Origin of the sequence: Nonomuraea sp. 10N515B (genome assembly GCF_052245915.1) — a bacterium.
GTDB lineage: Bacteria > Actinomycetota > Actinomycetes > Streptosporangiales > Streptosporangiaceae > Nonomuraea.
Genome location: NZ_JBQQBQ010000030.1, coordinates 49356 through 71746 on the forward strand (window position 1 = coordinate 49356; position 22391 = coordinate 71746).

The 22391-nt window shown below is 69.5% G+C and carries 12 protein-coding genes; 8 read left to right on the forward strand and 4 right to left on the reverse strand.

The genetic code is table 11. The features are described 5' to 3' along the window. Positions 1 to 2: 2 nt before the first annotated feature. Positions 3 to 983 carry a pentapeptide repeat-containing protein gene (locus ACTWQA_RS35080; protein ID WP_443163276.1) on the reverse strand — a complete coding sequence of 327 codons (981 nt, stop codon included), beginning with the start codon at positions 981 to 983 and terminating at the stop codon, positions 3 to 5. A 242-nt stretch (positions 984 to 1225) separates the two neighbouring features. Between ACTWQA_RS35080 and ACTWQA_RS35085 the strand changes: the two genes are divergently transcribed. From ACTWQA_RS35085 to ACTWQA_RS35100, 4 genes are all read left to right on the forward strand, one after another. Further along, on the forward strand, positions 1226 to 1843 hold the full coding sequence (locus tag ACTWQA_RS35085) for a hypothetical protein (protein ID WP_443163277.1): 618 nt from the start codon (positions 1226 to 1228) through the stop codon (positions 1841 to 1843). Then, positions 1833 to 2867: a hypothetical protein gene (locus ACTWQA_RS35090; protein WP_443163278.1), complete on the forward strand. Its 1035-nt coding sequence runs from the start codon at positions 1833 to 1835 to the stop codon at positions 2865 to 2867. Before ACTWQA_RS35085 ends, ACTWQA_RS35090 begins: the two co-directional genes overlap by 11 nt. A 569-nt stretch (positions 2868 to 3436) precedes the next feature. Then, positions 3437 to 7138, forward strand: a complete 3702-nt coding sequence (locus ACTWQA_RS35095) for an nSTAND1 domain-containing NTPase (RefSeq protein ID WP_443163279.1) — start codon at positions 3437 to 3439, stop codon at positions 7136 to 7138. Between the two features lie 99 nt (positions 7139 to 7237). After that, on the forward strand, positions 7238 to 9151 hold the full coding sequence (locus ACTWQA_RS35100) for a BTAD domain-containing putative transcriptional regulator (RefSeq protein WP_443163280.1): 1914 nt from the start codon (positions 7238 to 7240) through the stop codon (positions 9149 to 9151). Here ACTWQA_RS35100 and ACTWQA_RS35105 read toward each other — a convergent pair. After that, positions 9111 to 9461: a hypothetical protein gene (locus ACTWQA_RS35105; RefSeq protein ID WP_443163281.1), complete on the reverse strand. Its 351-nt coding sequence runs from the start codon at positions 9459 to 9461 to the stop codon at positions 9111 to 9113. The two genes, ACTWQA_RS35100 and ACTWQA_RS35105, sit on opposite strands and share 41 nt — an antisense overlap. A 199-nt stretch (positions 9462 to 9660) precedes the next feature. Here ACTWQA_RS35105 and ACTWQA_RS35110 point away from each other — a divergent pair, with 199 nt between their 5' ends. Together ACTWQA_RS35110 and ACTWQA_RS35115 are read left to right on the forward strand one after the other, a co-directional pair. After that, positions 9661 to 12381, forward strand: coding sequence for a LamG domain-containing protein (locus ACTWQA_RS35110; RefSeq protein WP_443163282.1), 2721 nt, complete (start codon positions 9661 to 9663; stop codon positions 12379 to 12381). A 9-nt stretch (positions 12382 to 12390) separates the two neighbouring features. Next, positions 12391 to 18513 carry an RHS repeat-associated core domain-containing protein gene (locus ACTWQA_RS35115; protein ID WP_443163283.1) on the forward strand — a complete coding sequence of 2041 codons (6123 nt, stop codon included), beginning with the start codon at positions 12391 to 12393 and terminating at the stop codon, positions 18511 to 18513. Positions 18514 to 19035: 522 nt separating this feature from the next. On the opposite strand, the gene ACTWQA_RS35120 is transcribed toward ACTWQA_RS35115, so the two are convergent. Both ACTWQA_RS35120 and ACTWQA_RS35125 read right to left on the reverse strand, forming a co-directional pair. Further along, a complete protein-coding gene (locus ACTWQA_RS35120) occupies positions 19036 to 19488 on the reverse strand; it encodes a TIGR03618 family F420-dependent PPOX class oxidoreductase (RefSeq protein ID WP_443163284.1) in 453 nt (150 codons plus the stop codon). 7 nt (positions 19489 to 19495) lie between these two features. Beyond that, positions 19496 to 19672 (reverse strand): hypothetical protein, encoded by a 177-nt coding sequence (locus ACTWQA_RS35125; RefSeq protein WP_443163285.1) that lies wholly within the window; start codon positions 19670 to 19672, stop codon positions 19496 to 19498. Between the two features lie 336 nt (positions 19673 to 20008). On the opposite strand from ACTWQA_RS35125, the gene ACTWQA_RS35130 reads away from it, so the two are divergent. Next, positions 20009 to 20398, forward strand: coding sequence for a MerR family transcriptional regulator (locus ACTWQA_RS35130; RefSeq protein ID WP_443163286.1), 390 nt, complete (start codon positions 20009 to 20011; stop codon positions 20396 to 20398). A gap of 357 nt (positions 20399 to 20755) precedes the next feature. Further along, positions 20756 to 22231, forward strand: a complete 1476-nt coding sequence (locus tag ACTWQA_RS35135) for a SulP family inorganic anion transporter (protein ID WP_443163322.1) — start codon at positions 20756 to 20758, stop codon at positions 22229 to 22231. Positions 22232 to 22391 lie beyond the last annotated feature (160 nt).

Consider the following 22391-nt stretch of genomic DNA (forward strand, 5'->3'; position numbering starts at 1 on the left):
GATCAGAATTTCGTGGTCTCATCAACCCGGGTCTCTTTCCGTATTTCGTCCACTGTGACTCCCCGTACATGCCTCAGGTCCGCGCCGCGCAGGTCCGCGCCAACCAGGTACGTGCCGCCCAGGTCCACGCCGGCCAGGTCGGCGCCACGCAGGTCCGCGTAGGCAAGGTCCACGTCAACCAGGTTCGTGCCGCGCAGCTTCGCGCCAGCCAGGTTCGCGCCCGTCAGGTCCGCGTTAGGCAGGTTCGCGCCCGTCAGATTCGCACCGTTCAAGTTCGCGCTGCGCAGGTCCGCGGCAGCAAGGTCCGTGTCATAAAGGTCCGCGCCGGCCAGGTTCAATTGGCGCAAGTCCGCCCTAGCAATACGGGACTGGACCAGGTTGGGTGCACGCGTATCTAGGGTGACGTTTCGACGGCCGATGACGGTCAATGCGGCTTGCGCGTCAGTGGCGAGTGCCCCCGGCAGACGGACGCCGGGCTTGAGCTTGTGGTCGTGCTCGCGAACGAACGCGGCCAGCACCTCGTATACGGTCTGGTGGTCGCGCGGGGAGTCTTTCGCGAGCCGTTCCAGGGCGTAGATGCCGCCAAGGCGAACGTCCATCTTGGTGGAGCCGAGTTGTTCCACGGCCTTGATGTACCGGTCGGTGATCTGCCCCTGCTCGGCGGTCCGCTGGGCCTGGCGGGAGGCGTCGAGGGACTGCGCGGTGTACCACAAGCCCTGCGCGGTGAAGACGACACCGCCGATGACGACCAGCCCGGTGGCGGCCTGGATCAGAGTGTGGCGGGCAGCGTTGACGGCCTCCACACGTTCTGTGGCGGTCATCTGCTGGCGCTCGGCCTGAGTTAAGGGGTGCTGTTCCCCGGCCAGGCGGCGAGCGGCCGGCCCGATGAGCGCGGCAATGCCGAGTGTGGAGATCCCGGCCAGGGCGGTACCGGCCAGGATCCAGCGGCCCCAGTCCGGGATGCCCTCGATGGTCGCTGCCACTCCGGCCCCCACGATCCCCGCCAGCAGAGGTAAGAGCCAGAGCAATCGCCGTAACCATCGTCGTCTCGCCTGAGCTGGCACCGGTGCTGGGGATGGCGGGATCAGAGCTGCGGCATTGGCCATGCGACGGGCTTTGGCCGTGGTCGCGGCGGCGATGATCTGCCGGGCTGAGGGCCCCGGCTCACGGGCTCGCATGGCTCTATTGGATCACGCCGACGATCACAACCGTTCCTGGAGGACTCGTGCAGGTCATCATCCCCGGCACGCCCGAGCCGTACGCGTTGCGCCTGGTCGCGCACGCCCCCAACGGCGCCAGGTTGGGGACGCTGCCGCATCACCTCGGGTTCGAGGCCGGCCTGCCGCTCAGCGACGTGCCCAGCCTGAAGGTGACGTATCCGGCGGCCGGGGCGGGCGCGGACTGGCTTGTCCAGCCGGTGGAGATCGCCGTCGAGATCTCGGTCGGCGGCGGCCCGTGGCTGGAGCCGAACGACGCGCGGTTCCTGCGTATCAGGCGTGGCAGCAACGCCACCGACCAGACCGGCGCCCGCACCTACGACTGTCCCGGCTACGCGTGGATGTTGCGCAAGCTGGTGCTCCATCCGGGCCCGGTCATGGCGGACGGCAAACGGCCATTCTCCGCCGTCAGCGCGGGGGCGATCCTGCGCACCTTCGTGGACGAAGGACAGGCACGTGGCACGCTGCCCGGTCTCGCGGTGGCGTTCTCCACCACCTACGACTCCGCCGGGCAGGCGTGGGACAAGACGCAAGACCAAGGCCGAGCGCGGCAGTTTCGCGAAAAGGGCCGAGCACCGAATCAACCACTATTTCGCCAAGTACGTTCCCCCGGGCGTGGACCGTGACCATTGGTTAGCCGAAACGGAGGGAATGCGTCGGAGCCTGCGCGACGAACTGACGGAGGTCTACGGCGAGACCCGAGTAGGAGTCGAGAAGATCGCATGGCTCATTCGGCACCGGGCAAGCGAGGCCAGCACCCGCCGCAGGAAAGGCACACTGTGGAGCTACCGCCAGGAACTCGCCACTCCCATGTGGACGAAGGCACGGGCGACACTCGGACTACTCACCCTCGCAGGTGGAGGCGGCTGGGCCGCTGTCGGCATCGTGCCGGTCGAGCCTCTGCCTGCGATCGGCACGATCCTCCTCCTGCTGATCTCCGGGTGGATCTGCGTCCGCACCTGGCTGCACATCGTCCTGGAGCGCCGTCGGTATGCCGCAGACCAGGCTGAAAGCCTCTCGGCCTACCAGGGTGACCTGGAGGCCCTGGCTAGGTGGCGCGCAAGACTGAAGGACAAGCCTGATGACGAGGAAATGGCGACCTGGCTGGACTGCGACCGCAAAGTGCTCCTTGAGGAGGCGTTGCGGCATTACAGGCTCACCATGAGTGGTGTCATCGCGCACGCCTTCATCGAGGCTCCCGCCCGGGGAAGCGAACGCGCACGACTACGTGGGGGACCGTGGCGCTACAAGAAATACCAGCTCCTGGTCTTCCTCGTCACTCAGGAAGGGGTGCGCCAGCTCACCGTCACCCTCGACTTCTTGAAAGGCACCTTCCACGACCGGCAGCGGCTCAACTACCGCTTCGAAGCGGTCGCGTCCGTACGCGTCAAGCAGTCGGACGACGGCGGGCGCGACTTCCAGCTTGCGCTCGTCAACGGCAATGAGATCAGTGTCGAGGTGAACTCGGGAATGGAAGAACTACAACAGGGAGAGCGCCCCGGAGCGGTGTCCGAAGTGTCGTTGGACGCCGCAGGACTCCCTCACACCCTGCATGTTCTGGAAGCAATCGCCGCCGAAGGAAGGAAATGGGTCGATCAGCGAGAGCTACGCACGGGGAACCTCACAGCTGCACTCAATGATCCCGAGTAGGCGCGCTCCGCACGATGTTAGGCGCTCGTGCTCGAAAGTGCGGCTCGCGAAAGAGAAACCGCACCGACCGGCGAGCGCCGAGCAGGCCACGTCTTCCATGGCTCTCCATGCCGAGCTGGAACCCGAGACCACGGTGGAGCCGTTTCCAGCCAGTTTCGGGCGTGTTGACGCGTGGCGCTTTCTGCGTAGAAATGCTGAGCATATGGTGTTCCCGCCTGAAGAGCAGGCGGCGGATGCGGGCCACCGCGCCGTGGCGCACGGCGGTGAGCGCCTCGGTGTGGCGCTGCGGGCCTGCTGCCGGCCGTCCAGCCCCCGCGCGCTGAGCGTGTCAGTCGCTGCGAGCACCGGGGCGGAGGCGGCGTCGAACAAGTCGAGGGCCACGTTCTCCAGACCCGATCTCATCGCCGCCCACCAGACTCGCCGGGACGCTCAAGCAACCCTGGAACCCCTAAGCAGATCAAGCCCTGGAATTCCTTACATGACCCCTGGACGATACGACACCAGGTGTGGTTTGTTATCTCGCGCGTCATGCGATGACGAAGAGGGATCAATCAGACGGCGGAGGGGTCATGGGGAGGCCCGAACGCCCGCTCGACCCAGCGGCCGGCCCGGTCCAGGCCTTCGCCTGGCACCTCCGGCTGTTGCGCGACCGGACCGGCCGGATGAGCTACCGTCGGCTGGCACGGCTGGCCCACTACTCCGCCAGCACGCTCTCCAGCGCTGCCAAAGGCGAGCGGCTGCCCTCCCTGGAGGTGACCCTCGCCTACGTCCGCGCCCTCGGCGGAGACGAGGAGGAGTGGCGGGCGCGCTGGCGGGCGGCGGCCGACACGCCGGACCACCAGGACCGGGAGCCGGAGCCGCCCTGCCCGTACCAGGGGTTGATGACCTTCCAGCCGGAGCATGGCGACTGGTTCTTCGGCCGTGACCGCCTGCTCGAACGCCTCCGCGAGCTGGCCGACCGACAGCCGGTGATCACCGTCTTCGGCGCCTCGGGGAGCGGCAAGTCGTCGCTGCTGCGGGCAGGGCTGATGGGTGCGCTGAGCGGGGACCCCCGCTGGCGGACCATGCTCACCACCCCCACCGCGCACCCCCTGGACGCGCTGGCCGGCCAGGTGGCGAAGATGTCCGGCCTGGACGTGCACCGGCTCCGCGAGGAACTCGCCGACGATCCCGCCACCCTGGACATCGCCGTGCGAGGCGCGCTCCCGGACGATAGCCGCGCGCTGCTGGTAGTGGACCAGTTCGAGGAGGTGTTCACACTCTGCGCCGACGACAGCGAACGACGCGCCTTCGTGGCCGCCCTGCTCGACCTCGCGCTCGGCCCCGAGCGGCGCACCGGGGTCGTGCTCGGGGTGCGGGCCGACTTCATCGGCCACCTGGATCCCCGCCTGGTGGCCCTCACGGCGGACGCCCAGCTCGTGGTCGGGCCGCCCGTCACCGGCGAAATGCGGGAGATCGTGCTGCTGCCCGCCGCCCGAGCCGGGCTCACCGTGGATCCGGACCTGCTCGCCACCGTGCTGGCCGACACCGAAGCCGAGCCGGGCGCGCTGCCGCTGCTCTCCCACGCTTTACAGGAAACGTGGCGGAACCGGACCAGCGAGCGGCTGACGCTCGCCGCCTACCAGGCGACCGGAGGGGTCAGGGGCGCCATCGCCCAGAGCGCGGAACGCGTGTACGGCGAGTTCGACGCCGCGTATCGGCAGCCGGCCCGCCGGATCTTCCTCCGGCTCACTGCCCTCGGCGAGGGCACCGAGGACACTCGCCGCCCGATCGCCCGCGCCGAACTGGTCGGTATCGGCGACCCCCAGGCCGTCGCCGACGTGCTGGCCCGGCTGGCCGATGCCCGCCTGGTTGTGCTCGGCGAGGAGTCGGTGGAGGTGGCCCACGAGGCGCTGATCCGGGCCTGGCCCCGGCTGCACCGCTGGCTCACCGACGATCGCGCCAACCTGCTCACCCACCGGCGGCTCACCGACGCCGCGTACCGCTGGCAGGACCTGCGCCGCGACCCTGGCGCGCTCTACCGGGGCGCGCAGCTGGCTGCGGCCGCGGCCTTGGCGGCCGACCACCCGGCCGAGCTGAACCAGCTGGAGTCGGCCTTCCTGCAGGCCAGCCGTGGTCTGGAACGGCGCAGGACGCGCCTGCTCGCCCGCGCGGTAGCGGTGCTGGCGGTGCTGCTGCTGGCCGCCGTGGCGGCAGGGGGCGTGGCGTTGCGGCAGGGCGGGGAGGCCGAGCGCCAGCGGAACGTGGCCGTCTCGCACCAAGTGTCGTTGCAGGCCCGCGAACTGCTGGGCACCGACCCCGACCTGGCGGGACTGCTGGCCCTAGTCGCGTACGGCCTGACCCCGGACGCCGAGACCACCGGCGGCCTGATCAGCGCCGCGTCCGCCGCCCGCCGCCGGATCGAGCTGAACACCGGCGGTGCCTCGATCTTCGAGACGGCCCCGGACCCGCGCGGCGGGCTACTGGCTACGGGCGGCGCCGACGGCCTGGTCAAGCTGTGGGATCCGGCCGGACGCGCGGTGGTCAGGACCTTCACCGAACATGTGGATCCCGCCGACCCCATGCTGGTCCGCCGGGTCGCCTACACCGGCGACGGGCGGGTGCTGGCCTCGCTGGGCCGGCGGCCGGGGCGACCGCCGAGCGTGGGCCTGGTGGTGGCGCGGGATCCGGACACCGGACGGGAGGTTTTCCGACGGGCCGCCGACGAGGTCACGGACGCGATGGCGATCAGCCAGGACGGGACGCTGCTGGCGTTCGGGACCGGCCGTGGCCGGATCGAGGTGTGGAACCTGCGCGACGGCACCCACCGGGTGCTCCGCGGCCATCGAACCGTCGTCATCGACCTGACCTTCAGCCACGACGGAGCACTGCTGGTCTCCACCTCGGGACGGCAGGACAGGCCGATGGTCTGGGAGACAGCCACCGGGCGGCGGCGCCCCGCCATCCCCGCCGCCTTCGTCCACCGGGTGGCCTTCGGGCCCGGACGTCTGCTTGTCACCGCCGCCGAACGGCTGGGCGTGCGCTTCTGGGACCTCGACGGGGAGCGGCCGGTCGAAGTGAGCGCACTGCCGAAGCTGACGCCGTACGCGTGGGACATCTCGGCGCCGGTGGGGGACCGGATCGCGCTGGCTGACGAGAACGGCTTGATCACCATCTGGGACTACCGGCGGAACGAGCTGATCGAGACCTACCAGGACCGGACCAGGGCCGAGACGCTGACGGTGGCACTCAGCCCGGACGGCCGCCGCCTGGTCTCGTCCGGGTTCGGCGGGACGATCGTGGTGCGGGAGCCGGTGCTGCCGCCGTTCGGCGGGCACAGTGCGGCGGTCAACGCGGTCGAGATCAGCCCGGACGGCTCGGTCATCGCCTCCGCCGGCAGCGACGGCACCGTGCGGCTGTGGGACGGCGCGGGCAACCCGCTCCGGCGGCTGGACGGTCTCACCGACCACGCCGAGGCCGTCGCCTTCAGCCCGGGCGGGACGAGCCTGGCGGTGGTGACCCGCGACCACCAGGTGGTCCTCTGGGATCCGGCCCGGGGCAAGAAGATCAACACACTCCGTTATGACGGACTGGGGGCCTCCACGGACCTGGCCTACCATCCGCGCGGCTCGGAGCTGGTGGCCGCTGCGCTCGGACTATTCCGGTGGACGGCCCGCTCCGACGGTCGTCTCGACCCCGCTCCGTTCCCGCCGCCCGCCGTCTTCGCGACCGGGGTGAGCTACTCGCCGGACGGGCGTCTGCTCGCCGCGACCGGCGCCTCGGGCGTGCTTACCGTCTGGGATCTGGGGGCGAACGCGCCGCGCTACCGGACGGGCACCGGGCAGGGCGCGATACTGGACGTCGCCTTCAGCCCGTCGGGAACGGTCATCGCGACCGCTGGCGCCGACCATACGGTGAAACTGCTGGATTCGGCGACAGGTGAGGAGGTCGCCGGCCTGGTCGGCCACACCGGGACGGTCGAGGTGGTCGCGTTCAGCCGGGACGGCCGGTGGTTGGCCTCGGCCGGGTCCGACCGCACGGTCATCGTGTGGGATCTGGCCTCCCGGGTGCCCATGGCGGTGCTCAGCGGGCACAGGGCGCCGGTGCACGCCCTGGCGTTCACGGCCGGCGGAGACCTCCTCTCCGGGGGGAACGACAACCGGATCATCCGGTGGACACTCAATCCGGACCGGGCCGCGGCGCGGATCTGCCGCGAGGTCGGTCGCGGGCTCGGCCGGGCGGAGTGGGCGGCCTATGTGCCCGCGACGCCGTACCGGCCGATCTGCGGTTGACCGGAATTGATTGATTAACCCCGCCAGCCCCAGCGAACAACTCGCTCACCTCGGAGAATCCCCACGATCAGGAGATTTATCGGGAAAGGGCGGTATTGGATGCGGTTGGGAATCCTCGGTCCCCTGGCGTTGACCGTCAAAGGGGAGCCGGTTCAGCTCAGCTCGACCAAACAGCGCATACTGCTCTCAACCCTGGCGGCTCACGCTGGACGGAACGTGTCCGTCCAGCGCCTTATGGAGTCGCTGTGGGAGTCGCCCCCAGCGTCGGCCGCCGAGAACCTGCGGACGTACCTCTACCATCTGCGCCGCGCGCTGGGCGACCTCGATCGCATCGCCCGCGACCCCGGAGGATTCCGGCTGGTCGTCCGGCCGGGCGAGGTGGATGCGGAAACCTTCGAGGAGTTCGCCCGCGAGGGGGATCGCGCCCTGGCCGACGGGCGGCCGGCGCGGGCGAGCGAGGCGTACGCGAAAGGGCTGGCGCTGTGGCGTGGCCCGGCCTTCGGCGATCTCGCGGATCTGCCGCTCGTGCGGCGGAGTGTGCTGCGGTTGACTGAGGCCCGGTTACGGGTGGTCGAGCAGCGGATCACCGCGGACCTGGACCTGGGCCGCCACGCCGGCCTCATCGCCGAGCTCACCGCCCTGGTCGTCGACCATCCGTTGCGAGAGCGGCTGCGCGCTCACCTGATGCTCGCGCTCCACCGGTCCGGCCGCCGGGCCGACGCCCTGAGGGTCTACCGGGAAGGGCGTCAGATACTGGTACGTGAACTGGGTATGGAGCCGGGACCCGAACTCGGGAGAGTGCACGAGGCGATCCTCCGTGAGGACGTCGCCCTGGGCCGACAGTCGGCCACCGTCCGGTTGAGCCGGCCCGATCGCCCGTTGCCGGCGCAGCTTCCGGCCGACATCGCCGTGTTCGTGGGCAGGCAGCACGAACTCGCCGAGCTGGATCTTCTGACGCAGGACCTGAGGGTTCCGGTGCTGGTCGGGCTTACCGGTCTGGCCGGCGTCGGGAAGACCGCGCTGGCGCTCCGCTGGGCCCATTCCGCCGGCCACCGGTTCCCCGACGGGAAGCTCTTCGTCGATCTGCGGGGGTACGGCGAGGACCTGCGGCCGCTCTCGCCCGGACAGGCTCTGGATCGTTTCCTGCGCGCCCTGGGCGTACGCCGGGTTCCCGACGATCCCGATGAGCGGGCCGCCCTGCTCAGGAGCGTCCTGTCCGGGCGGCGCGTGCTCATCGTGCTGGACAACGCGCGCGAGGCCGCCCAGGTCCGGCCGCTGCTACCGGGATCGCCGGGCAGCGCCGTGCTCGTGACCGGCCGGAACCGACTCGACGGGCTGGCCGCTGGCGACGGCGCCCACCTGGTCCGGCTGACCGGTCTGAACTCCCGCGACTCACTGGCCCTGCTGGCCGCGCACAGCGGGCCGGACGCCGATTCCCCGACGCTGGAACGGCTGGCCACCCTGTGCGCCGGTCTTCCGCTGGCGCTGCGGACCACCGCGGCGCGGCTGTCCGCCGACGTGCACCTCAGCGCGCGGGAGTTGGCGGACCGGCTCGCCGTGGACGGCCGTCGGCTGGACGAGCTCAGCCACGGCGACGTGCGGGTGCGCACCGGCTTCGCGGCCACCTACGCCACCCTGACCGCCCCTGCGGCGGCGCTGTTCCACGGGCTCGGCCTGCTGATGGTGCCCGACTTCCCGGCCGGCCTGGGCGCGGCGCTGCTGGGCATCGACGCGGAGTCCGCGACCACGCTGCTGCGGGAACTGGTCGACGCCCACCTTCTCGAAGTCGCCGGCAAGGACGACACGGGCACCACCCGCTACCGGTTTCACGATCTCGTCCGCCTGTATGCCCGCGAACGCGCCGTCGCCGACGGCAACGCGCCCCAGGACCGCGGTACCGCCATTGCGCGTGATCATGAAGAAGTGGCCCCAGTGGGTGGTCCTGGGCCACTTCTCCCGCACCGAAGGACGCCTAGTTGCGGATCGTTCCCGTGTGGCCGAGGCACCCGTTGATCTTGAGGTAGTACCGGCCGTAGAGCCCAGGGATCGTCGCCGTGACGACCTTGCCGAAAGGCACCACGCCCGATCCCACCAGAGCGCCGTTCCCGGTGTCGTACACCTTCCAGCCGCCGGCGCAGATGTGGTTCCCGCGAGCCTCAATGTGGATCTTGTGGTCGCCGCTGGGCGGGATGTCGCCTGTTGAGCAGGAAGCGAACACTATGCGGCACCAGGCACTGGCGGCGGACGCCGGTGCGGCCGTGACTACCAGGGCGACGAACGCCGCGGCGCCGACCGCGGCCATCTTCTTGCCGAGCGAGTTCACTGAAGGTCTCCTCTTTGCTGATCGAGATCACGACATGCCTGCCGCGCTGTTCGCCACCAAGGTTTCGACGGTCAGGTACAAGCGCCGTATATCGGTCGTACAGGCAGGACATCCACGGATATGCGGAGATATAACGCCCCTCTTGTGACAGTTGCGCGGTGCGGCTACTGCCGCCGTTCGTTCGAACACGGAGTCACCGATGGCGTATCTGTTGCAGTTGAGGTTGCCGGCTCGTGTCGGCGTAGTGCTGGGGTTGCTTCTCGCCGGATTGGCTGCGGCTCCGCCGGCCAGTGAAGCCGCCGTACCACAGGAGGAACCGCCGTGCGCGGCCGTGGCGACCGGTGCGGCGACCGTGGCGGAAGCGGCCCGGTGCGGTACCACGGTCGAGGACCTGTCTCAGCGGACGGAGCGGGGACAGGTCTTCGCCAATCCGGACGGGACGCTGACCTCGGTCCAGGCGATCACACCGCAGCGGGTGAGGACGGGCGGCGGATGGCGGGCGGTCGACACCTCCCTCCACTTCGACGCCGACGGCAGCGTGGTCCCGGGCGCGACCACCGCGGACGTGCGGTTCTCCGGAGGAGGTTCCGCGCCGTTGGTGACGCTCGGCGAGCGGGGCACCCGGGTGCGCCTGGCGGCGCCCTGGCGGCTTCCCGCGCCGGTCCTGAGCGGCGACACCGCCACCTACCCGGAGGTGCTGCCGGGGGTGGATCTCCAGGTACGCGCCGAGCCCGACGGGTTCTCGCAGCTGCTGGTGGTCAAGAACGCCCGGGCGGCGGCGGATCCCGCGCTGACCCGGCTCCGGTTCGGGATCGACGCGGAAGGAGGCGCGGTCCGCAAGCGGGGCGGGGTGCTGGAGGTGGTGGACACGGCGGGCAAGCCGCTGTTCCAGTCCGGTTCCGCCCTGATGTGGGACTCCGGCTCGGCGTCGACCGGCGAGATGACCGGTGCGGACGCCGTACGGCACCGCGTCGAGAAGATGGCGGCGACGGTCACCGAGACCGAGCTCACGGTCACCCCGGTGGCCGACATGCTGCGGGGCGAGGACACGAAGTTCCCCTTGTACATCGACCCCACCTTCAGCAAGCCGTCTCCGGCCAACTGGACGCACGTGACGAGCTGCGACAAGAGCGGGTCGTACTACACCCAGTACCGGTCGGGCATGCGCGTCGGGCGCAAGTGGAACGAGAGCTGCGTCTGGCGGACATTCATGCAGTTCGACATCGGCCAGCTGAACGGCGCGAAGATCCTCGGCGCGTCCCTGAAGGTGACCGCCGACCACGTGGCCGCCTGCAGCGGCTACAAGACGCAGCTGTGGCAGACCAGGTACATCGGCAACTTCTCCTCCTACACCTGGAACACGGCCGCCGACGACTATCTCGCGCATATTGACACCAAGCACTTCGCGGCCAACGAGAGCAGCTGTCCCGATCCCGACCAGCAGCAGATCTTCGACGAGGCCGGCACGGTCCTGGACGCCAAGCTCCAGTCGCTGGCGACCGCCAACACCGACACCGTCACGCTCGGCCTGAAATCGAGTAACGAGTCCGACCACTACGGCTGGTCGTACTTCCTCCCCAACAGCGTGGCGCTGGCCGTGACCTACAACCACACGCCGACCGCGCCCACCGCGCTGCAGATCACTGGCGACTGCGGTTCCTCCTGCGCCACATCCGGTGCGCAGGTCCGGTCCGGGAAGCCGACGTTGCAGGCGATCCCCGACGACCCCAACGGGGGCACCCTCAGCAGGGTCGAGTTCGAGGTGTACGACCAGGCCGGCCGTACGGTCCAGATGGCGTTGTCGGGCGGCGCGGTGAGCAATAGGGCGGTCGACCAGGCAGCGTCCTGGCAGGTGTCGGCGGACCTGCCCGAGGGCGGCTACTCATGGCGGGTGCGCGGCTGCGACGCCTACCTCTGCGGCGCCTACTCCGCCTGGTTCGACTTCACGGTGGACAAGTCCCCGCCGACCGGCCTGACGGTGTCCTCGACCGCGTACCCGCCCAAATCTTCGGGCGTGTGGAGCGGCGGGGTCGGTCAGGCAGGAGCGTTCACCGCTGCCGCGGCCGGCGCCTCGAAGGTCGAGCTCACCCTCAACGGCGTGAACAAGGGCTGGTTCGACGCGCCCGGCGGCACCTGGACCGGCTCCCTGACGCCCGACCGGGAGGGGCCCAACGTGCTGAGCGTGCGGGCGGCCGATCCGGCGGGGAACACGGCCGCGAGCGCGGCCACCTACGAGTTCCTAGTTCGGCCGGCCACCACGAAGACCTGGGTGTGGGGCTTCGACGAGAGCGGCGGAACCACGGCGGCCTCGGTTCCCGGCGACCGCCCGCTCACTGTCGCCGGGACGGCGGCCCGTACGGCGGGACGCGCCGGCACCAGCGCGGTCGCGCTGAACGGGAGCACCGCGTGGACCACGATCACTCCGGTGCTGGACACGAGAAACTCCTTCACCGTGACCGCCTGGGTGAAGCTGACGGACACCGTGGTGTCCGGCCCCGTCACCGCCGTGTCGGCCGACGGCCCCGATGGCTCGGGGTTCCTCCTGCAGTACCGCGCCGACCTGGACCAGGACGGTGACGCGGCCCCCGACCCCGCCTGGTGCTTCACGATGGTGGCCGCCGGCGGCACGGAGAGCAGGGCCTGCTCGACCGAGTCCGTCGGCGCCGGCTGGGTGCATCTGGCCGGGGTCCACGACCAGGCGGGCGGCCGGATCCGCCTCTACGTGAACGGCGACAACTTCGACGGCACCGACGTGGCGTCGTTCGCCGGCGGCTGGTCGGCGAACGACGGTTGGGCGGTCGGCAGGGCGAAGCAGTCGGGCGTCCCGGCGCAGTTCTGGCCGGGGGCGGTCGACCGCGTGGCCGCCTACCAGCGGGCTCTCACTCAGGGCGAGATCTCCTTCGACGGATCACAGGCGTAGGAGCCGGGAATGAAGCGAATTCTCACGATAACCACCGCATTACTGATCACGATGCCGCTCATGGGCGGTGAGACGCTGGCGGCCGCGCCGCAGTGGAGCCCGCCCGTCCCCGAGGACGTGGCGAGCATCTCGGTCAAGGACCTGAAGGGCGGCACCGCGCCGAAGGTCGTCCAGCCGCCCCGGGCCGGCGCCCCCGAGGTGTCCTGGCCGCCGGCCGCCACCACCGTGGCGGACCTCGCGCTCCCCGACCGGGCGCCGGCCACGCCGGTGTGGGTCGGGCGGCCGAACGCCGCCCTGGCGAGCGGGGCCGCGACGGGCAAAATTGGGTTGCGGGTGCACGACCGCGCGACGACGGGCAAGGCCGGTGTCACCGGGTTGCTCTTCACCGTGGCGCGGACCGAGAAGGGAGCCGCCGGCCCCATCTCGGTCGGTGTCGACTACTCGGGTTTCGGCTCCGCCTATGGCGGCGACTGGGCCTCCCGGCTCCGTCTGGTCGAACTGCCGCCCTGCGCGCTGACCGCACCCGGCACCGAAGGCTGCGGTCTGGACGCCGCCACACCGGTGAGCTCCAGGAACGACACCGCCACCCGTGAACTCACCGCGGACGTGCGGCTCCCGGCGGATGGCGCGTCGATGGTGCTGGCCGCGACCGCGGGCGCGTCCGGCGACAACGGCGACTACCGGGCGACCTCGCTGTCCCCGTCCGCCACCTGGCAGGTGTCCCAGCAGAGCGGCGGCTTCTCCTGGTCGTATCCGCTCCGGTTGCCCCCCGGCGCGGGTGGCCCGGTGCCCTCGCTGTCGCTGAGCTACTCCTCGCAGACGGTGGACGGCCGTACTGGCGGGACCAACACGCAGGGCTCCTGGATCGGCGACGGCTGGGACCTGTGGCCGGGGTTCATCGAGCGGACCTACAAATCGTGCGCCTCCGACACCGAACAGACCGGCGGGAACGATCCCAACAACAAGGGCGACAAGACCGGTGACCAGTGCTGGTGGAAGGCGAACGCGACGATGTCGCTGAACGGCCGGGCCACCGAGCTGATCGACGTCGGCGGCGGCCGGTGGAAGGGCGTGTCCGACGACGGCTCCAGAATCGAGCTGATCAAGGACATCGGCGTCGGCAACGGCGACCAGGACGGCGAGTACTGGAAGGTCACCACGATCGACGGCACCCAGTACTTCTTCGGCGGCGATGCCGCGTCGAAATCCACCTGGACCACCCAGGTCTACGGCAACCACCCGGGCGAGCCCGGCCATGCCGCGGGCGACTTCGCGGGTTCCCGCCGGAGCCAGGCCTGGCGGTGGAACCTCAACCATGTACGGGACCCCCACGGCAACACGATGAGCCTGTTCTACGATCGGGAGCAAGGCGCCTACGGCCGGGAGAACGATCCCGGCAAGCGCACCCTCTACGACCGCGGCGGCTGGCTGTCCCGCATCCAGTACGGAACCCGCACCGATCAGGCGCAACCCGCCGCGCAGGTCGTCTTCGACGTCGCCGACCGCTGCCTGCCCGGCGCCACCTGCTTCGACTCGGCCCAAAAGCCGGTCGCCGCCTCCTGGCCGGACACGCCGTGGGACCAGTACTGCCAGCCGGGCGCCCGGTGCACCGAGCAGGGCGCTCCGACGTACTGGACCCAGAAGCGGCTGGCCAAGGTGAGGGCCCAGGTGTGGGACGCGTCCCTGAGCCCCGCGCAGTACCGTACGATCGAGTCCTGGGCCTTGCGCCACTCCTACCTCAACGCCGGATCCAGCCGGGCCGAGGGCGTTCCGATGTGGCTGGACGGGATCACCCATACCGGCTCGGGGGTGCCGGGCGGAGCCTCGACGGCCCACCCGGAGATCGTCTTCTCGCCGGGCGCCGACCCCTTCCCGAACCGCGTGGACGGCCCTTCGGACGGGCGCACGGCGCTCAACCGGTTCCGGATCGTGTCGATCACGACCGAGTCGGGGGCGCAGATCGGCGTCACCTACCTCCCCGGCGACTGCACTCGGTCAAGCCTGCCGACCCAGCACAGCAACACCAAGCGCTGCATGCCGCAGTACTACTCTCCCGACGGGACCGAGCCGACGCTCGACTGGTTCCACAAGTACGTCGTCGCCCGCGTTGACGTCTACGACAACACCGGCGGCTTCTCCCACGAGCAGACCAACTACGACTACCTGGACACGCCCGCCTGGCACTACGACGACTCTGAACTGACCGAGGAGAAAAAGCGCACCTGGGGCCAATGGCGGGGCTACGGCCGGGTGCGGGTGCGCACCGGTCTGGAGACTCAGTCGGCCACCGAATACCGCTACTTCCGCGGCATGGACGGCGACAAACAACCGACCGGAACCCGCGACGTCTGGGTCAGGGACTCCCTCGACGGCACCGGCGACCCGCACTCCAAACCGATCGAGGACCACGAGGCCCTGGCGGGCAGGCTGCGCGAGCAGATCACCTACAACGGGCTGGGCGGAACCTGGCTGACCGGCTCGCTCGTCGAGCCCGCCCACACCCAGACCGGCGTCAACACGCAGGGCGGCCCGCTCAAGTCGTACCTGGTCAGCGACGCGACCACGGCCGCCCGTACCCATCTCACCTGGAACGACACCACCCGGTGGACCAAGACCATCACCAAGGTCAACGCGGACAACCTGCCGGTCGAGGTAAGCGATCTCGGCGGCGAGAGCACGGCGTCGGACGACCGGTGCATCAAGACCACCTATCTGATCAACGACACGATGCGGAACAGGGTCTCCCAGGTCAACACCTATGGAGTCGCCTGTACGGCCACGCCCGCCGTCCCCGGCGACGTCCTGTCGATGACCCGCAGCTACTTCGACGACCCCAGCAAGCCCTTCGGCACCGCGCCCACCCGGGGCCTGGTCGTCAAGACGGAGGAGGTCGGCTCGTGGTCCGGGAGCACGCCGCAGTGGGTGGTGACCGCGATCAACGGCTATGACGCCAACGGCCGTACGACCAGCAGCGCCGACGCGCTTGGCCGGACGACCACGACGGGCTACACCCCGGCCAAGGCGGGCCCGGTGACCACCGTCAAGACCACCGATCCGGCCGGCCACGCGACCACCACCACCATGGAGATCGCCTGGCAGCAGCCGAAGCTCGTCGAAGCCCCCAACGCCGCCAGGACGGATCTGGTCTACGACGGTCTCGGCCGCCTGACAGCCGTCTGGCTACCCGGCCGGGATCGTGCGCAAGGCGCCGACACGACCTTCTCCTACCTGATCCGCGCCAACGCGCCCTCGGCGATCACCTCCAGGAAGCTGCTGCCGACCGGCACCAACAAGTACCTGACCTCTGTGACCCTTTTCGACGGCCTGCTCCGCGAGCGGCAGAGCCAGACCCAGGCGGTCGGCGGCGGGCGGCTGATCACCGACACCGTCCGCGACTCCCGGGGCCTGGTCGCCTGGACCTCGGCTCCGTACTACCACGACGGCAGCGCGCCGGTCACCACGCTGGTCACTCCGACGACGGCGATCCCGTCGGTGACCGAGAACCATTACGACGGGTCCGGGCGGATCACGGAGACCGTGCTCAAGGCCAACGGCGTCCCCCGATGGAAAACTGTCACCACCCACGGAGGCGACCGCACCACCGTGGTGCCCCCGGCCGGGGGCACCAAGACCGAAAGCCTCCTCGACGCCCGCGGGCGCACAACGCAACTGCGGCAGTACCGTACGGGAACGGCCTTCGACGCCACCGACTACACCTACACCGACGGCGGCGCCCTCGCCTCCGTGACCGACGCCGCCGGCAACGTCTGGCGCTATACCTACGACCAGCGCGGCCGGAAGATCAAGACCGCGGACCCGGACAAGGGCGTCTCCGAGTCCACCTACGACGCCGCTGGTCAGCTCGTCACCGTCAAGGACGCCAGGAACATCACCCTCGCGTACACCTATGACGCGCTGGGCCGCAAAACCTCCCTGCGTGACGCGGCCGGCAACCCGCTCGCGGAATGGATCTACGACACCGCCGCCAACGGCGTGGGCAAACCGGCCAAATCCATCCGCCACGACGGGGCCAACCTCTATATCTCCGAGGTCACCGCCTACGACCCGGGCGGTCGCCCCACCGACACGAAGTTCACAATCCCGGCGGCCGAGGGGGCGCTGGCCGGGTCGTACGCCTTCAGAACCACCTACAACCAGGACGGCCAGATCGCCTCCACCACCTCACCCGCCACCGGCGGCCTGCTCGCCGAGACGCTCACCTTCGGCTACAACGCCGTCGGCGCGCCGACCTACCTGAGCGCCGGATCGCAGATCTATGTCAACGACGTGATCTACAACCAGCGCGGTCAGGCGATCCAGCGCATCCTCGGCCAGGACGGCAAGCGCGTCTGGCAGACCAGCACCATCGATGAGCCGACCGGCCGCACCACGAACTTCTCGGTGGTCCCCGAACTCAAGAGCGAAGTCGTCGACTTCGGCTACGCCCACGACGCCGCCGGCAACGTGACCCGCATCGCGGACACCCCCAACGGCGGCCAGCCCGCGGACTACCAGTGCTACACCACCGACCACCTCCGCCGCCTCGTCGAAGCCTGGACACCGTCCACCGGTGACTGCGCCGCCGCGCGATCGCTGACCGGTCTGGGCGGCCCGGCGAGCTACTGGCACTCCTACAGCTACACCCTCACCGGCGGGCGCGACGTCGAGACCTGGCACGCCGCCACGAACACGGTCCGGGACTACGCGCAGCCTCCCCAGGGCGGCGCCGCCGGCAGCAAACCGCACACCGTCACCCGTATCGACAAGTCCGGCGCGGCGACCGGCTCGGACACCTTCGCCTACGACGCGGCCGGGAACACCACCAGTCGCACGGTCGGCGGCGTCACCACCACCCTGGCATGGGACAAGGAAGGCCATCTCGCGAGCTCCACCCAGGGCGGCCTGACCACCACCAACCTCTACGACGTCGACGGCACCCGGATGCTGCGCCGCGACCCCGGCGGCGCCACCCTCTACCTGCCCGGCGGCCTCGAACTACGCCGGACCGGCAGCACGGTGACCGGCACCCGCCACTACTCCCATCTGGGTACGGCCGTCGCGGTCCGCACCCCGAGCGCCCTGTCGTGGACCGCCCAAGACCACCACAACACCACCGAGGCCCTCATCAAGGCCACCGATCTGAGCGTTTCCCGCCGCCGTACCCTTCCCTTCGGCGGAGTTCGCGGTACGGCTCCCGCCGGGTGGGCCGGCGACAAGGGCTTCGTCGACGGGACGAACGACCCGAACGGCCTCACCCACATCGGGGCGCGCGAATACGACCCCGCGCTCGGCGCCTTCATCAGCGTCGATCCCATCATCGACGTCAACGATCCCCAGCAGATGCATGGCTACGCGTACAGCAACAACAACCCCGTCACCATGGCCGATCCGACCGGTCTGCGGGCGTGCGCCGACGACGTGTGCGGGTCCGGCGGCGGCGGTGCCGCCCCGGTGCCGGTCACGCAGGGTTCGGCGGACCGGTACGCCGACAAGGCGGGCCTGAACTGGTGCGACTCCAAGTGCGCGCGCAAGCGGATAGAGACCTCCCGGGCCGCGGACGCCCAGCGGCACCAGCAGTTCACCCGGTACTTCGACGCCTGCTCACCGTCCGGGCTGGTCTCTGGCTGCTACCCGCCATATGAGGGCGTCGAGCACACGGGCCAGTGGAGCGAAGTCGGGATCGACCAGGGCATCGCGATCAATCCGATCTCCATAACGGAGAACACCACCTCGATCGCGATAAACACGAACGTCAGCGAGGCGACCGCGAAGTCGGTGCGGAACTCCATCGAGCTTCGCGCCAAGCTCGAGAAGTTCGACATCGCGTATGTCCGTACGTGGGGCGAGGACACGACGACAACCGAAGGGGTTGCGGCCATCCAGACCGAAGAGGTGGAACCCGGCGCGAGGGTCGCCTATCTGGCCCCGGTGATCGCGGTTCGCTGGGTGCAGACCGACTACTACGCTCGCACCTACGACCCCAACAACGGAAACTACAAACGCGGCGAGTTCGTGAATTCGTCATTCCGGATGGAGGTCAGCGTCATCCGTTACAGCCCGAAGCAGGCCAACCAGCAACCGCTGGGGGACGATCGGGACATCATCTCGAGGATCAGCGGCCCGCAGTGGTAGATCCGCTCGCCTAGCGCGGATTTCCGCAGCCGCGCACCCTCACGCGAAACCGCCCAGCTCTCGCTGGGCGGTTTCGCTACAGGCGGCGCGCTCTCTTGGCAGGGAATCACGACCGAGTCGCCCACGGGAGATCCGCCGGATCCGTCCACGGCGAGCACGGCCGAAGAGTTTCTGGAGCGGATGGCCGAGCTGCGAGCCCGCCCTGCCGCCGCGGGACGAGGGCCACTAGCTGTGCCATCTCATGAGATCCTTGCGCGGCCCATCGGTGGACAACCGCCCGAGCATCAGTGTGATCTTTCGTCGGGCGGGCTGGGACCAGTCCACCGGCACGCGGAGCACTTCATGCCGAGACCGCCATCGGCACCCGGGCCGGGGCCACAGTCGAGGGCGCCGGGAGTTGACGCGAGGGCCTGCTGGGGCGCGAGCGTGGCGAGCAGGCAGAGAGCCATGACCGGCATCGCCGTACGACGTATGCCGGGGGGCGGACTCATCGGGGAGGGCGGGGTCGCACGTCGACTCGCGTCATGAGGTCTGCGGATTGGTGTAGACGCGGCGGGGAGCGATGAGGACGGCGGCTCGTCGCTCTTCGGCCATGACTCGGTCGTAGGTGTCGTAGTCGTCGTGCGTGCCACCGGCGGCTTTGAAGATGTCCCGTAGCAACAGCCGCAGTGCTTCCCCGTTGACGTCGGGGTGCGGGTCGTCGGGGCCGATGATCTCGGCGTCTCCCTCGACGGTTACCCATCGCCAGCCGGCGCGGGCGACGATCGTGGCACGGGGGTCGGCACGCAGATGGTGCAGCTTGCGGGAGCCGCCGGTGGCGACGAGCCCGACGACCGACCCTCCCCGGAGTGGATGTTCCAGCACCCCGGCGTTGACCACGGAGGACTGGATGCTGCCATCGCGGCGCAGCGTGTTGAGCACGCACAAGCCGTGATCGAGAGGTGTCAGTTCGGCGAAGGCGGCTAGATCGGTCACGCTGGGGTCAGCCTTTCTCTCCGATGTGTCTTCCGGTCGGGCCTGTTGATGTTGCCAGCGTGTCGATCCATCGTTTGAGTCGTCGTGCCTGGCGGGCCATCAGTTCAGGTTGTCCGAGCGCGTTGCTGAGCATGGCGCTGCCCTGGTAGGACGCGCTGTGGTCGTGCGGCAGGTGGACCAGCATGACATGGCGTGTCGTCCGCTCGACGAGGGTGCGGCGGGGATCGGCTTGCCGTCGCAGGTCGGATGCACCACCTCGGCGTCGCAGTTGACGCAGAACGGGCCGTGTCGCCAGCCGGCGACGGGCACCTGTGTGCCGTTGAGGTCCTCGCGCTCACCGCGTGACGGGCATGCGATCTGTTGAGCCATCGGTCCTTCCCTGGCATCGCGCTGAAAGCGGGTATGGTCACCAGAACGCTGTCAGCGTCTATCGCCGCACTCGCTTAACGTTAACTTAACGTGAGGGTAGAGTGGCGCGTTCCTGGCAGGCGAGAACCGGGTTCGAGTGGTGGAGGAACGGATGTCCGAGGGTCTGGTGCAGATCGGCGAGGTGGCCGAGCGGCTCGGGCTGTCCCTGCGGACGATTCGGCACTACGAGGAGGTCGGCCTGGTGGTGCCCGAGCGCACGCCCGGCGGCTTCCGCCTCTACAGCGAGACCGACATTGGCCGGCTGGCCCTGGTCAAGCGGATGAAGCCGCTGGGGTTCAGTCTGGAGGAGATGCGTGACCTGCTGGAGATCACCGACCGTCTCGCCGCCGGGGACGACGATCCGAGCCTGGTGAGCCGGTTGCAGATGTTCGAGCGGGCGGTCGCCGACCGGGCCGAGAAGCTGCGCGAGCAGCTGGCGATGGCCAGGGAGTTCGCCGAGCAGTTGCGCCGCCAGCGCCGGCAGGCTGTCCCGGCCCGATGAGATTTTTCTCACCGCCTACGGATGATGGGCCATCTCTCACGTCAGGGTAGCTTTAGGGGGTGGCCCGCCCATCTGCGTGAGCCCGGTCCCCGGATTCCGGCCTGACCGGGGGACGACAGTGATCTACTCGGGGGATTTCATCATGCTCGTCCAGCCTGCCGTTCATCCGCGCCGCTCGGACAGCATCCGGTAACCCCCTTCTTGAATGACATGGCGGCGTCACTGCCGCGTCACAGCGCTGCCACACGCCCGCGACAGGCTGACCGGTAGCCCCCTTTCGCTTGCCGTTCGCGCGGTCGCTTCGCGGTGCGCACACACCCTTGACCTGGAGTTGTGTTGACTTCTTCTGCCCTGGCCATGCGCCGGTTCCGGTTGCCCGATCTGCGACACCTCACCCCGCGTGTGCTGCGGACCGAAGTGCTGTCCGGCCTGGTGGTCGCGCTGGCGCTGATCCCCGAGGCCATCTCGTTCTCGATCATCGCCGGAGTGGATCCCAGCATCGGGTTGTTCGCCTCGTTCACCATGGCCGTGGTGATCTCCATCGTGGGCGGCCGATCGGCCATGATCTCCGCGGCAACAGGGGCGATCGCCCTGGTCGTGGCGCCGCTGGCGCGCGAACACGGCCTCGGATACCTGGTCGCCGCCGTCATTCTGGGCGGGCTGTTCCAGGTGGCGATGGGGGCGCTCGGCGTGGCCCGGCTGATGCGGTTCGTGCCGCGCAGCGTGATGGTCGGCTTCGTCAACGCCCTCGCCATCCTGATCTTCATGGCCCAGGTGCCCGAGCTGATCGACGTCCCCTGGGTGGTCTACCCGCTGGTGATCGGTGGACTGGCGCTCATGGTGTTCTTCCCGCGCATCACCAAGGCCGTGCCCGCGCCGCTGGTGTCCATCGCCATCCTGACCGCCATCACGCTCGGCGCCGGGCTGGCCGTGCCGACCGTAGGCGACAAGGGCGTGCTGCCGTCCTCGCTGCCCGTCCCCGGCCTGCCAGACGTGCCCTTCACCTTGGACACGCTGACCCTCATCGCGCCGTACGCGCTCGCGCTCGCTCTGGTCGGGCTGATGGAGTCGCTGATGACGGCCAAGCTCGTCGACGACATCACCGACACGCACTCCAACAAGACCCGCGAGTCCATCGGCCAGGGCGTCGCCAACATCATCACCGGCTTCTTCGGCGGCATGGGCGGCTGCGCCATGATCGGCCAGACCATGATCAACGTCAAGAACGGCGCCCGCACCCGCATCTCCACCTTTTGCGCCGGCGTCTTCCTCATGGTTCTGTGCATCGCCTTCGGCCCGTGGGTGTCGCAGATCCCGATGGCCGCCCTGGTGGCCGTCATGATCCTGGTGTCGTTCGCCACCTTCGACTGGCACTCCATCGCCCCCGCCACGCTCAAGCGCATGCCCACCGGCGAGATCACCGTCATGGTCGTCACCGTCGCGGTCGTGGTCGCCACCCACAACCTGGCCATCGGCGTCGTCATCGGCTCGCTGACCGGCCTGGTCATCTTCGCCCGTCGCGTCGCCCACCTCGCCAACGTCACCGCCTGCCTCGATCCGGACGGCAAGCAGGTCGTCTACGCCGTCACCGGCGAGCTGTTCTTCGCCTCCAGCAACGACCTGGTCTACCAGTTCGACTATGCCGGTGACCCTGATGACGTGGTCATCGACCTGACCGATGCGCACATCTGGGACGCCTCGTCGGTGGCCGCGCTGGACGCCGTCGAGACCAAGTACGCCGCCCGCGGCAAGAAGGTCACCATCGTCGGCCTCAACCAGCCCAGCGCCCGCCTGCACGACACTCTCGCCGGGCAGCTCACCGGCAGCCACTAGAAAGTCCTCCGGGAATCGGCTCGGGGGTGGAGACGGGCAGCACGCACGATGCTCCTATCGATCACGTTGGACGAAGGAGGCCTGTGATTCCTGCGCCCAAACCTGAGATGTGATCTGCCGCCCTGGCCCTCACCGCCCTCACCACATTGCTCGCCCGGCG